We start from the raw sequence: 13,763 nt of genomic DNA on the forward strand, positions 1-13,763 counted from the left end.
TTAGGTTAAATTAAGACTAACGAGGGTCACATCTGGAGGTTACACCATGAGGGTTATTGATTTATCGGAGCCAATATTTCATAGAATGCCTGTTTATCCAGGCGATCCGGAAGTGAAAGTTGAAGTGATCCATTCCTACGAGAAGCAATCATGGGAGCTGCGTCAATTGACTTTGGGAACGCATACCGGTACTCATGTAGATGCTTTTTCGCATATGCATAGGCAGGGTAAAGCCATCGATGAGATTCCTATTGAACGTTTTTTCGGGACGTCACAAGTTGTAAGTTTATTCTCGGAATGGCCGGTGAATAAAGGATTATTTTTTAAAGAAGAAATCGGGATGGAGTGGTTTGAACGCATCCATCAATCAAGCCCGACTTTTGTAGGAGGGAAGATCACGGAGGATTTGGAAAGGGCACTTCTTGGCATTGGAATCATAACTTATACCAACTTGGTTCATTTGGAATTGCTGCCATTAGGCAAAGACTTCATGTTTTATGGCTTTCCTCTTCACATTAAGCAGGGCGATGGGTCTCCTGTGAGAGCCGTTGCTGTACTTGATACATAACAGAGCACAATGTCGACCATAGAATAAACGCCCAAAAAGGAATCCCATGGTTAGCGCAGGGATTCCTTTTTGGCCGGAAAGCCGTCGGTTATATGAGAAAGTTATCCTCGCTTACAGCTTAGTCATTGTTCACACGATACAAATCATGTTCCGTCCGTTATTTTTTGCTGAATACAGCGCTTTATCGGTTTCTTCCATCATATCTTGCATGTTGAAATCGGATGATTTGGTAATGATACCCATGGATACGGTTACAGTTAGAGTTAAATCCCCCACAGGAATTTGTAAATCTTGTATCGCGGAATGAACTCTTCTCGCGACGCTCAATGCTTCTGCTTCATCTGTTTCCGGTAAGAGTATGGCGAACTCTTCTCCGCCGATCCTAGCGCAAATATCCGTTTCTCTTGTGTTTTCAAGCACGGTATCTGCTATTTTGATCAATACTTCATCTCCAACAAAATGGCCGTGACGATCGTTTATATTTTTGAAGCGGTCGATGTCCAAAATGATAAAAGAAATGGGATGATGATATCGACTGGCTCTAGCCATTTCTTCTATAAATTTCTTTTCCAAATATCTGCGGTTGTGAAGAGAGGTTAGAGTATCTGATATCGCTAACTCGATTAATTTTTCTTCCATGATTTTACGTTCTGTAATATTGATGTGAGAAATCGTAGCACCCTTAATTTCCGATTTGACAAGAAGAGGAGTCACATTCATCAAGAACCATCTTTTCTCATACGCGGAATCACAGGGGTACTCATAAGTAAAGTTCGGCTTGTTCCCAAAGAGAACGGAGAGGATTCCTTCGAGCACTTCTCTGTTTTCTCCACAATAATCAAAATAATTGGCACCGATACCGCAAGCGGCCAAATCACCGCCATTATTGGAGGCAAACGAAATCCACGACTCATTGACAAAAATAATCGTTCCTTTTGTATCGATCAAAGCAATCTGGTCTATCAGTGAGTTCACAATAGCAAGACTCAAGTGTTCAACATTAGATGAAACCATGACCAATCGCCCCTAACCAGCAGAATCTCGAAATAGGTATACATGAACACCTCTCAATCCGCAAAAATAACCCCCCAGAATAAGGGGGGCCTCATACTGGCAGCTGGCTGGCATATTGTACAAGAAGATGTACAGTTTAGCCCCTGTAGTTTTGCGGCCTTATTTTTCAATAAGTGTGCCCGTCATATTGTATTTGTTTCTTGATCATTAATACAAAGTCATCTTTATCCTTTATTATAATCTTGTTATGTTAAGTTGTCACTGCGGTTTCGACAAATAACAACATTAAATGCGAACTATTTCTTGATATAATGTAGATATGGCTATTTAAATATCCAGACACTATCCGCAGGAGGAAAGACAATGAATGGAGTTCACTTCGTTTTGGGATCCCCAAACGCCTACATCCACGAACCTGGTATTTTGCGTAAGGCTGGAGAATGGATAGGAAAATACGGCAGATCCGTATTTATCGTAAGCGGCGAGAAATCTTGGAACAGCTGCGGAAGCCGGTTGGCCTTCAGCTTGGATGAGTCGGGAATTCGTTATGAGATGCATCGATACCGTGGAGAATGTTCCTATGAAGAAATGGAACGATTGAAAGCGCTTGTGGATTCGGGTGTAGATCTGATCTGCGGCGTGGGGGGCGGGAAAGTAATGGATACCTCTAAAGCTCTGGCTGATGCCCTAGGCAAACCGTTTGTGGCCATCCCCACCTTGGCTGCAACATGTGCAGCTGTCGCCAATCTATCGATCATGTACACTGAAGACGGTGTTTACTTGAATTTTCCCGTTTATGTCCGGGGGACGCTGCTTTGTTTAGTGGATACGGAGATCATTGCACAAGCTCCTGCTCGTTATTTGGCCGCGGGCATTGCGGATACATTGGCGAAGTGGATCGAAGCGCCGATGTCTGCCACCGGGAGAAAGCATAATCTCCCAACGATTGGCGGACTTCAGGCGGCCAAGCTTTGTTATGACACGCTGATTCAGCACAGCGCACAGGCGCTGGAGGATGCCCGACAAGGAATACCAAGCGAAGCGCTTCAGCAAGTTATCGATGCGAATATTTTATTCAGCGGATTGGTAGGCGGGCTTGGAGAAGACAATTGCCGAACAGCAGCGGCTCATGCGATACATAATGGTCTGACCGCCATCCAAGACACCCATGAGGCTTATCATGGGGAAAAGGTGGCATACGGCATTTTAGTACAACTTGTCTTGGAACACCGGTCAAAGCATGAGATGGACGAGATGCTGGCGTTTTATAAAGAAGTCGGGCTCCCGCATCGGCTTGACCAGATAGGAATTCATAGGGAGTTAACGAATGAGGAATGGAATGAGATTGCGCGGGTGTCGCTTCTTCCGGAAGGCACGATGGCTAATATGCCGTTTGCCATTTCAAGCGAGATGGTCATCCGTGCGATTAGAGAAGTAGAGAGCTGGTAACGAGTTATCATCGCAGGGAATACCCATGACAAATGTCATGGGTATTTTTGTTGCCTATTAAAATATGACTAGCTCTCTCCGCGTTAACCGTTTCTTTTAGCCATTGATTTACATACACCTATCATAGAAAAAGAAAAGGTATCCGTCTGTTTAAAATAATCTTACTAACATCACAGAAAGGAGAGATGACCAATAATGAAGAAACACGTCCTTATTATTGCTGCTCATCCTGACGATGAACTGCTGGGCTCGGGAGGGACGATAAAAAAATTGATTCAAAATGGATTTGAGGTGATTACTGTCATCACCGCCAGGGGCCGACCGGAGGAAGATCATCATATACGGCAGTTTGCCATGAGAGCGAACCAGCATTTGGGGATCAAAGATGTTATTTTTTTGAATTTCCCCAATTTGGAATTGGAATGCTCTCCGCTGCATGTAATTAACAAAAACATCGAAAAAATAATTCTTCAGTATGACCCTGCTATGATTTTTACTCACCATTACGGTGATTTAAACCGAGATCATCAAATTACGTATCAAGCCGTAATGACGGCTGTGCGGCCCCTCCCCGGCAGCTCTCCCATAGAAATATTATGTTTTGAAACGGTGTCCTCCACTGAATGGACAGGGCATACCAATGATAAAACATTTAAACCCAATTATTACGTTGACATCAGCGATACGATATATGACAAACTGGCTGCACTAAAGCATTACGAAGTCGAGATGCGTTCGTTTCCTCATCCGCGGTCCTATGATGGAGTGACGTATTTAGCCCGTGTCCGTGGAATGACGGTTGGGGTCCCTTATGCGGAAGCATTCGAAATCATACGAAAGATATGGAAATGACGAAATGAGCATACATCCATAGCATGTTGATTCCGTATGGATTATTCATTTGAGGAGGAAGCACGTATGAGTACAACGAGTTCAGGCTCTACATTACCCGAGAACGAAATGTTTATAGAGATGCTTGGCCAACATATTCTAATCGTTACCAAATCGGCGCAGTTAAATATTTTGGGTCAAACATTCAGGGGCATATTTACCGGCAAGCTATGCCATGTTGCAGACGGCTACATCACGCTCGATCCGGTTATTATCAAAATGTTTAATGCGCCTTTTTATCGTTTTCCTACACCGCTCCAATACCCGATTGAGCAAATCGCCAATTTTATGCCGTTTGATCCCGAGACCCGTTTGCCGCTAACTTAAATCAGATATGGAGGTCATCATTTATGCATGATAGGCAGGCACATGATATCCACATCCTTCGTCGAAAGTCCATAAGTGAAGCTTTTGAACAGGGTATTGGAAGAAGGGTGTTCCTCTTGATTCCTCAGTATCCCTTCATGATGATTGGACGAATCGATAGAATGGTTAGCGATTTTGTGGTTCTCGAAGCGGAAACAACAAATATTAACGAATTGGACGGACGTATGATCAGCGTTCATATTGATCAAATTGAAGTGTTTTATATTGAAGGAAAACACGGTGTAAAGATTCCCCGATTAGACTGCTAGTCCAGAAAGGAGGAAATCTCTTGCTTAGATGCTTTCACATTGTAGCCATCCCGGTACGTATGGTCATCAACAGCTTCGGAGATCACGACCCCAACGGGATGATGTATGTTCTTAAAGAGAATGAAAGCCGGGTAAAAGAAGAGACTGCCCACAATCCGTTTACCCCCGTCGACTTGGTTCAACCGTTAGTTATTCGGGCAAATATAGGGGATGAAATAGAAGTTTTGTTTGAGAATCAGCTTCCTTTCAGTACGTCAATCCACATTCAACGGGCTGATTATCATGTGCAGACATCCGATGGCGCATTTGTGGGCTGTAACGATAACTCAACCGCTCCGCCATGCTCTCCCGGCCATGTCCAGCAGTACCGTTGGTCCGTCCATCTGGAGGGCATCCATTTATTCTTCGACCTCGGAAATACGCTGTCTAGTGAATGGGGGAGCAATGTTCACGGGCTGTTCGGAGCGCTCATCGTTCAACCGAAAGGTTCTTGGTGGACCGATCCCGTAACTGGTAAGCCCCTTAACAGTGGAATTTACGCTGACGTGCATCATCCGCTGCTTCCATCGTTCCGTGAGTATGCCTGGATGTTCCACGACGAGATGGAGGTCAACGATTTAACGGGACAAAATCCTATCGATCCGCATACACTGCAGCACGAAGCGTCGCACAGTGTAAATTACAGGGCTGAACCGATGCGAAACCGGATGCGTTTGCTGCAGGAGGGCGTTGTTTGTCCCGATTGCGAGGGGGAAGAGGTACATCACGATTCCTGGGTTTTTGGAGATCCGGCCACACCCATTTTACGCGCTTACGTAGGAGACCCGGTGAAAATTCGCCTTATGCACGGCGGAGTGAAAGAAACGCACGTATTCCACTATCATGTTCATCAATGGCTGTTTGAAGCGGAAGACCAGGATTCGGAGCTTATCGATTCGCAGGCAATTTCTCCTCAAACCTCTTACACAGTATCACCACTATATGGCGCCGGGAGCTTACAAGGCGCATTTGGTGATATTATCATCCATTGCCACTTGTATCCGCATTTCACCGAGGGAATGTGGGGGATGCAGCGGATATTCAATACGCTGCAGGATGGCGGTCAATGTTATCCGAACGGGGTCCCGATCCAGGCGTTACAACCCTTACCGGGTCGCCCCCATCCGCCCAGGCCAACTCCGGAGAAACCGGGTTTCCCAGGATTTATCCCCGGTGTGGTGGGATATAAGGCACCACGCCCTCCGATGGGGATTGTAGGAGGACGTAAAGCTACGTCGCTGGAAAAGAACCAATTTGCCCCCAATGCCAGCCCGGGCGCCGTTTTTGTTAACCCCACTACGGAAGGAATTCCAGAGCGGAATTACCATATTATAGCGATGGAGTTGCCTATTGTCTATAACAAGCAGGGCTGGTACGATCCACACGGAAGAATCTTTGTTCTGGCAGAGGATGAAGAGGATATCCGCTCCGGCCGGAAGAAACCGGTGCCGTTGGTTATATTCGCCAACTCGGGTGACTGCGTGAATTTAAAATTGACAAATAAGCTACCGGAGACGTTAGGGGGCAATGCGTTTCAGCTGGTGAACCGAACATATGAGGCGGGACTGCACGTTCATTTCGTTAAATTCGATCCGCTCTCGTCGGATGGGGCGAATGTGGGCTGGAACTATGATAGCAGCCTGATGCCTGGAGAAACGGGGCATTATCAATGGTACTGTGAGGTCGAACTAAGGGGCACGTTCTTCCATGACCATCTGTTTGCGAACTCGCATCAGCAGCATGGGTTATTCGCTGGCATCAACATTCAGGCAAGAGGCTCCAAGCATCTGGATCCACATACCCTCAAAGTCATTCGAAGCGGTACGCAAGCGGTGATTACCAATCCTCTAATTCCAGATTTTCGTGAGCTGACCTTATTCGTGCATGATTTCACGATGCTCTTCGATGCCGACAGCTGTCCATTGAACCAGCCTCCGTTTCCTGGTTCCCCAGACGATCCGGGCGTCATGGGGATTAATTACCGCAACGAGCCATTGCAGTTTCGTCTGAAGCCGGACTGTGATCCCGCGTACGTGTTCAGCTCCTATGTCCATGGAGACCCGTGTACGCCTCTGCTCCAAACGTACAATGGCGATCCAGTACGCATCCGTTTATTCCAAGGGGCGCATGAGGAATCTCACAGCTTTAATCTGCACCGGCAGCGATGGCATCAGGAGCGCCGAGATCTGGACTCAGAAATCGTGCAGCAGCAGCATATCGGCATATCGGAGCATTATACTGCGGAGTTTTATGTCGATGGAGAAGGCGATTTTGATATGCTTTACCATTTCGGGTCCATCGATGATCTATGGGTTGGCAATTGGGGCATCATTCGCAGCTATGAATCAGAAGTGCAGCATTTACCGCCGCTGCCGGACAGGAAGCCGCCAAGGCAAAGAAAGACACCGCTGCCAGTCCCTACAGGGGAGCTGCCGCCGCCTGCTCCCGACCCTGGAAACCCTTGTCCGCCCAATGCTGTAACGAGATGCTATGAGGTCGTTGCCATGCAGACGCCTATCGTGTACAACGAGGCTGGGGATCACGATCCTTTTGGCATTGTGTTCGCTCTTGCAGAAGATGTTTCTGCCATTATAAACAAACAGAAGAATCCGGAACCGCTTATTTTGAGGGCTAATGTAGGCGATTGCGTAGAAGTTACACTGCACAACCGCTTATCCTGCGATGTTCATAATGATATGATTCATGGCTATCCCGGTGTGCCAGTGGAAGCTCCGTTCCCGCCTTCGTTCCGAATTTCGCTGCATCCCCAGTTCCTTGTTTACGATGCTCGGGGCTCCGATGGCGCCACCGTAGGCTTCAATCCGGATCAAACGGTAGGACCGGGCTGCAGTATCACGTACCGATGGTATGTTGATTTGGAGCTAGGCTCCTGCAATCTTTGGGATATGGCGGATTTGCGTAACCACCGGCACCATGGTGCGTTCGGCATTCTGATCATAGAACCTAGAGGCTCTAAATACCTGGACCCTGTTACCCGTAAAGAAGCGGTCACAGGAAGCCAGATGATTATCTCCAATCCGCTCCTTGGAGAGTTTCGTGAATTCGTCCTCCTCATGCACGACGGCGTAAGGCTGGTTGACAGAGAAGGGAATCTCATCCTCGATCCGGAACCGCCGATTCTCATGGACAATGCGGAAGCGGATATCGAAGACTTCGAGGACCAAGGCTCTCGCGGGTTCAACTATCGGGCCGAGCGATTTAGACACCGGTTATTGCGAAACCCAGACATTGCGAAAGTATTCAGCTCTAAAGTTCATGGCGATCCATCCACCCCTGTTTTTCTGGCTTATGCAGGGGATCCGGTGACGGTTCGTTTCGTGTTTCCTTCCGACAGGGCGCGTGCCCACGCCTTTGTAATGCATGGGCACGAATGGTATCGCAGCTCTGACGATTTGAATTCAACGGTGGTAAGCGTACGCGGCCAAAACACGGTAGGTTCCTCAGACGATATTTATCTTGGTTACGGAGCAGGCAGCATGTTCAATATTCCGGGTGACTATATGTACCGGTCAGGCAATATTCGGTGGGATGTGGAGTTAGGGCTTTGGGGATTCATTCGCGTGCTGGGTGAACACTGTCATTTCTTGGCGCCATTGAAAGATTCCCGTATAGTCCAGCTTGCAGCTCCTCCGGCGAATTCGGATGGGACTCTGTCTAGTAACGTGAAGAAGGAGACTAGGGAGACATTTCAGGAGGTGATTAACAATGACGAAACAACGGTTCAAAGACGTCAGCCCTGGCGTGCCTTGTCCCGAATCATCAACCATATCCGTACCTGACACTTTGGATTGTTCCTGTCCGAGGCCCATCACGACACGGCGCTTCCCATCGCCGAACAGTCCGCTTCGACCCAAAGATCTCGAACGATTGAAGGAAAGCATCGAAGCAGCTAATGAGCTGCTTCGCACCCTTGGCAATCCTCGAGAGCCGGATAATCTCAGAGAGCTGCAGCTGCATTTTCGTACTCTTCGCGGTGTAATGGTGAGAATATCCGTCGACTGTACGGACGCAGTCATTCATTTGGTTGGCCGGGTGGAAGACGCGGGGAGGGACTTCCTTCAAATCAATGCAGTTGGGCAGCAGGTGTTTGTTTTATATGATCGGATATGCCTTATCCACCAAGAAGAGTGCAAGGATTCTATCGTGGACACCCAGGAATTACGGGATGCGGATGCATGCCTTCGTCGCGACCTTGTTTTGCATTTCGGAAGTTTTGTATCCGGTAATCCATACCTGATGAATTTGTTCTTCGGGCTTCCGCTCCATTGGTATTTGCTGCAGTTTGTATGCTGTGAGGTTGTAGTGCATAAAGTAGGGGAAGAGGGTCCGATACGCGGAATATTGGTCGGATCGGACAAAGAACAGGTTATCCAAATTCAAAAAGGTAATAAACTGGAGCAAATCAAATGCAGTGAAATCTGCTATCTGACGATATGAAAAAAGCCCGTTATCCACGGGCTTTTTTCATGAATAACATAAGGTTTAACGCTTTAAGATACGGTCATAGAGTCTGAGGGAAAGATTCAGCATATAGGGAACCGTCATCTTTATTCTTCTAAGCTTAATGTAATCCACGTCACGCAGATTCACGTCGAATCTGTTTTTTGCGTTTTGCAGGGAAAGCGTTCCAGATGCTGCATAAACGATTTTGCCGGAATGCATAGTCTCATTAGCCGTAACCGTTACACTTGCTCCTTTCCAGCTTTGGAGACTGGTTTGGAGCGAATCCTCGTAAAATTGCTGTTTTAAGATATCGTGCCCGCCTACCGTTTTGCCAAATTGAGTAAGCAGCCTTCTTCTTAGTTGTTCATCAAATACAACATGTTGATGTGTATTGGAAACATCAGGAAGACCGGCAGGGATATTGGAGGATTGAATACTGCGATAGGGAATCCAAATTCGGTTCCATAGCGTAGTCAGGACAACAAAGTCCCTGCCTATATTCGCCACCTTCCCTAAAGTATGCTGTTTATGAGCTCCGATGCTTGACACAATCTCAACCCGCTGATTTCGTTTGTGCTTAAAAAATTTGATTAGCATCAGGTTTTTTTTCTGACGGGGTAAAGATTCGCTTAATTTCTGCAGGTTCACGTCATGGATATATTTTTGAAGCATTTTTAATTCGTAATCCGGCAGTGGACTGGCCGGGGAGGTATACTTTTCTTCTTCACGATTTGGACGGTCGGGTGATTTTTCCATGATAAAGAGACCACCTTCCTTTCTTCATAGATTATTTGCTTGCTGCAACATTAGTACCTGTCAAACACCCGTTTTCTAGGTTATAAGCACACATTGGGTACTATACCTCATAAAGTGATAGGAGGGCGATGGGATGATCTCTTTGTATTGGGTTATTTTACTCAGCTATTTTATCGTAGGTGCGGGAGCGTATATTTATTTAATGAAATCCCGGTATTTGATAGGCTATCATCTTGGAATGAATATCGCGATGACGGCTAGCGGGGTGATCGGATTAGCGGTAGGGACTGTGCTCGGCTCCCAATTTCCTTCCCACGAAAGCATGGTTACCGTGGTGACTACAGGTATAGCGGTCCTGACGGGTATCTTGTTCGGAGCGCTAGTGGATTACCAAACTCTCTTAACCGGCGTGTCAAGCGGTATCATGTCAGGTTTAATGGGGCCGATGCTTGGGCTGCATTCCTCGCAGCCATTTTTCTTAATTCTGCTTTGTACGTTGTTGGTTTTTATTTCTTTTGCTTTGCTATGTTTTTCTTTGAGGGTATAAAGGTATGCCGAAGCGAAGGGAGGGGGTGAGGCGGCTGATAAGGAGTCCATGTAGAAGTAAATTACACTTGCTGTACCGAGCAGCTCTGTGCTTTATGATGATGTTTTCGATCTTCCCCAAGGATACGTACTCACATGCATCTCTCGTTGCAGCCGATCCCTCTCCAGACAGTGAATGGATTTCTTCACCGCCGGAGATCCATTTGACTTTTAGTGAAAGAATCGACCAAGGGCTCTATTACCTCAAAGTATTTGACGATAAGGGCAACGAAGTGGCGGGTAATGAAGCGAGTGTAAGTGAAGATCGAATGGTCCTGCGATTAAGTTTGCCTACTCTGGCTAACGGAGTGTATACCGTATCTTACCGTATCATATCCGAGGACAGTCACCCCGTTCGCGGTACTTACATTATCTTTGTGGGCATCCCTCGTTCGAATGCGGATCATAGCGTCAGTAATCCGTCCTCTACACGGGGGTTTTCCGAGAGCATCATTTATGCGGCCAACGGCATTTATCTATTAAGCTATCTTCTCTTGATAGGCTGGATAGGCTGGGGAACTGTTTTTCGTCCTTTTACCGCGGTGGATGAATTAAGGAAGGGATACCTCCTTGGGACTCAGGTTATGCAGCAAATCCATTTGATGTCGTTAATCCTCCTCATGTTACTGTTGTCGAGAGATATCATATCTAGTTTGAAAGGTACGGAGGAGCTTAAGCTTCCGTTAGGATCGCTTTATGGTGTGACATGGATGGCGCTTCTGTTGCTTTCCATTACGGGGTTCTTCACGCTGCTGCGCTCCAAGGTATGGGACAGAATATGGGTCGTATTGATGGTAGGAGTCAAGAGCTTGAGTGGGCATGCGATTACCTTAGGCCCTCCGTTGGTTACTGTTCCGTTAAATGCCATTCATTTACTGGCGGCGGGGGTTTGGGTGGGCGGCCTCCTATTGATCGTGATGAATTGGCGCCGACACCAATTGTATATGCGTGTCTTTATAGCCTTATTTTCTCGAACGGCGATGATTTGTATCGCTTTATTATCTGTTTCGGGTATCGTCTCTGCCGAAATGTTCTTGCCTAAACTTAGGTATGTGCTGGAGACTCCATGGGGGCTGTTGATAGGTATTAAGTTGGCGCTTATATTAGGCGTTGCAGTGATAGGCGCTGTCTTAAACGTTTCTGTTAGACACAGCAGATTTATGAACATTAGCACGTGGTTGAAATGCGAAATCGGCCTAATGGTAGTCATCGTCATGGTGGTCGGTGTGTTGGTTCATCAGAAGCCGACTCCCGAGAATAAGCCTCTATTGTGGGAAGACGAGTGGAATCAAGCGCACATGTCCGCACAAATCGTTCCTAATATACCGGGGATCAAGAACCGATTTATTGTGGACATTGCCGTTTCCGATCCTGATGCTGAGCCCAAAAATATAGAAATGCGGTTGTATCCTCGAAGTCACCCGGAGATCGCTCCTATTCGAGTTCCGTTAAGTTATGAAGCTCATGATGATGGTGTCAATATTTATTCAACAGAAGGGGCATATGTGCCTTTTCCAGGCCGTTGGACCGTTGAGATCCGTATTCAAGATAAGGAAGATAACGAACAGGTTTATCGTCGTCAGATTGAGGTTTTTGCTCCTTAGACGCGAAAAATAAATAACCCTTTACCTAACCAAAAAACGCTAGGTGAAGGGTTGCTGTATAACGGATCAGTTAGTGCTCAGGTTCATCGTGCGAACATGGCTCGCACGGCTGATGAGGCGGACTTGGATGGCAAGGATGGCAATTCGAATCGAGCCAGGTGACCTTACAGATTTTTTCCGTCAATAATGTAACCACCGTATGATTGTCTTTGATCACACTCACATAGTTGGTTCCTACACTGCAAATTTTGCCTCTGATCGAGTGGCCGTTCCCATTACCGCTATGACCTGTTCCTGGAGCGACATCACCATCGCCGTTATCTCCGCCGCTGCCTTCGTTACATTGGCATTCATAATCGACTTCGATTTCGCAGCCTTTACCGCGAAGCAATTGAAAATTAAGATTGCCGGTAAGACCCCCAAGATGTAAACGATCATGACAGAACGGGATATGGTGGTATCTCGGGGAAAAGGCAGGGTAGTGTTTGCCGCAGCCGCAGTGACCGTGGTGGTGATGCTGCTTGTGGCAGCCGCAGTGACCGTGGTGGTGATGCTGCTTGTGGCAGCCGCAGTGATGGTTGTGGTCCATTTGTTTAAGTAATTCCTTGCATTGCTGGTATTTTTCCTTGTATTTTCTGTACTGATTCTTGTAGTGCTTGTACCTCTCGTTATAATCGACCATTGCTTATCACCTCCTCGTTACTATTAAGATATGTAAAATGGCTGCTTGATGTAAGGGACGACTACCTTGTTTTATAAACTTACTGAAAGGAGTAAATGGGTGATGGTAGCAGTAAGGATTACCACTATATCGGAGAGGGTGAGCAGGGGAGGGGATTCCAAACTTCTCTTGCAACCGTTTTAAATAGTAAAAAATGGATAGATACGAACAAAATATGATGATTGGGTACTGCTTTATCTTCATGCGAAAAAACACAAATTAAAGGCAATGAGCAACAATGCTCGTAAGATGACGGAGGAAATATACGCTTCTTTTTGAACGCCTCCGGAATCGGTCAAAATAAGCTGTGCTTGGCTTTCTAAAGCCAGCATATCGAAATAATCGACAGGATTACTCGTTTGAATATTGTCGCTGCCTATCAGAACTTGCAAATTCCACTTTTCAATGAGTCATGGCGACTTGTTTGTAATAGAGCACAGAGTCATACATTATGTCCCCAACCAGATAGACATTCTGACGGATCCCCTCGTAAACCAGATTATCCACCGCTGTCTGAGTGGGGCAAAACAACAAGGAGGACATATGGTCTGTAAGTATCCGGTTTAACTCTTCCGGCATACGCCGATTAAAGCTTCATAACCCTGCCTTTACATGTGCGATGGAAATACATAACTTAGACGGGTGTGAACACTGACCTCTTGTACCGAGGGTGGGAATAGCTTGCTTAAAACTGATACTTTAATGAATTGAAGCCGTGCGCTAATGAAAGTAACAAGTTTCAAGCCTGTACCTCCCTCTAACTCTTCATCTTAAGTTTTATTGTATTCTAATCCGTTAAGGGTGGAATGGATTAGAAACTATTTAATTTATAATACATGAAAGACTAGAACGTTACCTCGGACAACTTAATATTATAACTTGAGGAGAAGAAACACCAATCACCTTTTGATAGATAGGGGAATACAGGTCTGCGACTTTTTGAAGCACGGCTGAGATGGCAAAAGTGATGGAGAACACCCAAAAATTTGTAAACATTTCTTTTATGAATGTTTTTGATACTAAAAATGTAACCCGCA

General features: G+C 46.3%; 12 protein-coding genes, 2 pseudogenes and 1 riboswitch. Of the genes and pseudogenes, 9 read left to right on the forward strand and 5 right to left on the reverse strand.

Annotated features, from left to right (window positions below; all coding sequences use genetic code 11):
- The first annotated feature begins 46 nt into the window (after nt 1-46).
- Nucleotides 47-568: a cyclase family protein gene (locus JOE45_RS03090; RefSeq protein ID WP_210021582.1), complete on the forward strand. Its 522-nt coding sequence runs from the start codon at nt 47-49 to the stop codon at nt 566-568.
- Between the two features lie 129 nt (nt 569-697).
- Here the strand turns inward: JOE45_RS03090 and JOE45_RS03095 are convergent, their stop codons facing one another.
- Nucleotides 698-1,582, reverse strand: coding sequence for a sensor domain-containing diguanylate cyclase (locus tag JOE45_RS03095; RefSeq protein ID WP_210021581.1), 885 nt, complete (start codon nt 1,580-1,582; stop codon nt 698-700).
- A 95-nt stretch (nt 1,583-1,677) separates the two neighbouring features.
- Nucleotides 1,678-1,772: riboswitch (cyclic di-GMP riboswitch) on the reverse strand.
- A 173-nt stretch (nt 1,773-1,945) separates the two neighbouring features.
- Here JOE45_RS03095 and JOE45_RS03100 point away from each other — a divergent pair.
- From JOE45_RS03100 to JOE45_RS03125, 6 genes are all read left to right on the forward strand, one after another.
- Entirely contained in the window at nt 1,946-3,031 is a 1,086-nt protein-coding gene (locus JOE45_RS03100; RefSeq protein WP_210021580.1) for an iron-containing alcohol dehydrogenase family protein, read from the forward strand.
- A 195-nt stretch (nt 3,032-3,226) separates the two neighbouring features.
- On the forward strand, nt 3,227-3,883 hold the full coding sequence (locus JOE45_RS03105; protein ID WP_210021579.1) for a PIG-L deacetylase family protein: 657 nt from the start codon (nt 3,227-3,229) through the stop codon (nt 3,881-3,883).
- Between the two features lie 66 nt (nt 3,884-3,949).
- Nucleotides 3,950-4,249, forward strand: coding sequence for a hypothetical protein (locus JOE45_RS03110; RefSeq protein ID WP_210021578.1), 300 nt, complete (start codon nt 3,950-3,952; stop codon nt 4,247-4,249).
- Nucleotides 4,250-4,272: 23 nt separating this feature from the next.
- The gene (locus JOE45_RS03115; RefSeq protein ID WP_210021577.1) at nt 4,273-4,557 is read left to right on the forward strand and encodes a hypothetical protein; all 285 of its coding nucleotides are present in this window, start codon (nt 4,273-4,275) and stop codon (nt 4,555-4,557) included.
- Nucleotides 4,558-4,577: 20 nt separating this feature from the next.
- The gene (locus tag JOE45_RS03120) at nt 4,578-8,396 is read left to right on the forward strand and encodes a multicopper oxidase domain-containing protein (protein ID WP_210021576.1); all 3,819 of its coding nucleotides are present in this window, start codon (nt 4,578-4,580) and stop codon (nt 8,394-8,396) included.
- Entirely contained in the window at nt 8,323-9,054 is a 732-nt protein-coding gene (locus JOE45_RS03125) for a hypothetical protein (protein ID WP_210021575.1), read from the forward strand. The genes JOE45_RS03120 and JOE45_RS03125 overlap by 74 nt, the downstream gene beginning before the upstream one ends.
- 45 nt (nt 9,055-9,099) lie before the next feature.
- Here JOE45_RS03125 and JOE45_RS03130 read toward each other — a convergent pair whose 3' ends face one another.
- On the reverse strand, nt 9,100-9,816 hold the full coding sequence (locus JOE45_RS03130) for a hypothetical protein (RefSeq protein ID WP_210021574.1): 717 nt from the start codon (nt 9,814-9,816) through the stop codon (nt 9,100-9,102).
- Between the two features lie 133 nt (nt 9,817-9,949).
- Between JOE45_RS03130 and JOE45_RS03135 the strand changes: the two genes are divergently transcribed.
- Complete coding sequence (locus tag JOE45_RS03135; RefSeq protein ID WP_210021573.1) at nt 9,950-10,363, forward strand: hypothetical protein; 414 nt, start codon at nt 9,950-9,952, stop codon at nt 10,361-10,363.
- 67 nt (nt 10,364-10,430) lie between these two features.
- Nucleotides 10,431-12,005 carry a copper resistance CopC/CopD family protein gene (locus JOE45_RS03140; protein ID WP_210021572.1) on the forward strand — a complete coding sequence of 525 codons (1,575 nt, stop codon included), beginning with the start codon at nt 10,431-10,433 and terminating at the stop codon, nt 12,003-12,005.
- A 70-nt stretch (nt 12,006-12,075) separates the two neighbouring features.
- On the opposite strand, the gene JOE45_RS03145 is transcribed toward JOE45_RS03140, so the two are convergent.
- The 3 genes and pseudogenes from JOE45_RS03145 to JOE45_RS24065 all read right to left on the reverse strand — a co-directional run.
- Nucleotides 12,076-12,687 (reverse strand): hypothetical protein, encoded by a 612-nt coding sequence (locus JOE45_RS03145; protein ID WP_210021571.1) that lies wholly within the window; start codon nt 12,685-12,687, stop codon nt 12,076-12,078.
- 290 nt (nt 12,688-12,977) lie between these two features.
- Nucleotides 12,978-13,133: pseudogene (locus tag JOE45_RS24060) on the reverse strand (UDP-N-acetylglucosamine 2-epimerase); the annotation flags it as partial.
- 34 nt (nt 13,134-13,167) lie between these two features.
- Nucleotides 13,168-13,365, reverse strand: a pseudogene (locus JOE45_RS24065) (UDP-N-acetylglucosamine 2-epimerase); the annotation flags it as partial.
- Between the last annotated feature and the right edge of the window lie 398 nt (nt 13,366-13,763).

The organism is Paenibacillus sp. PvR098 (genome assembly GCF_017833255.1).
Classification (GTDB): Bacteria; Bacillota; Bacilli; order Paenibacillales; family NBRC-103111; genus Paenibacillus_G.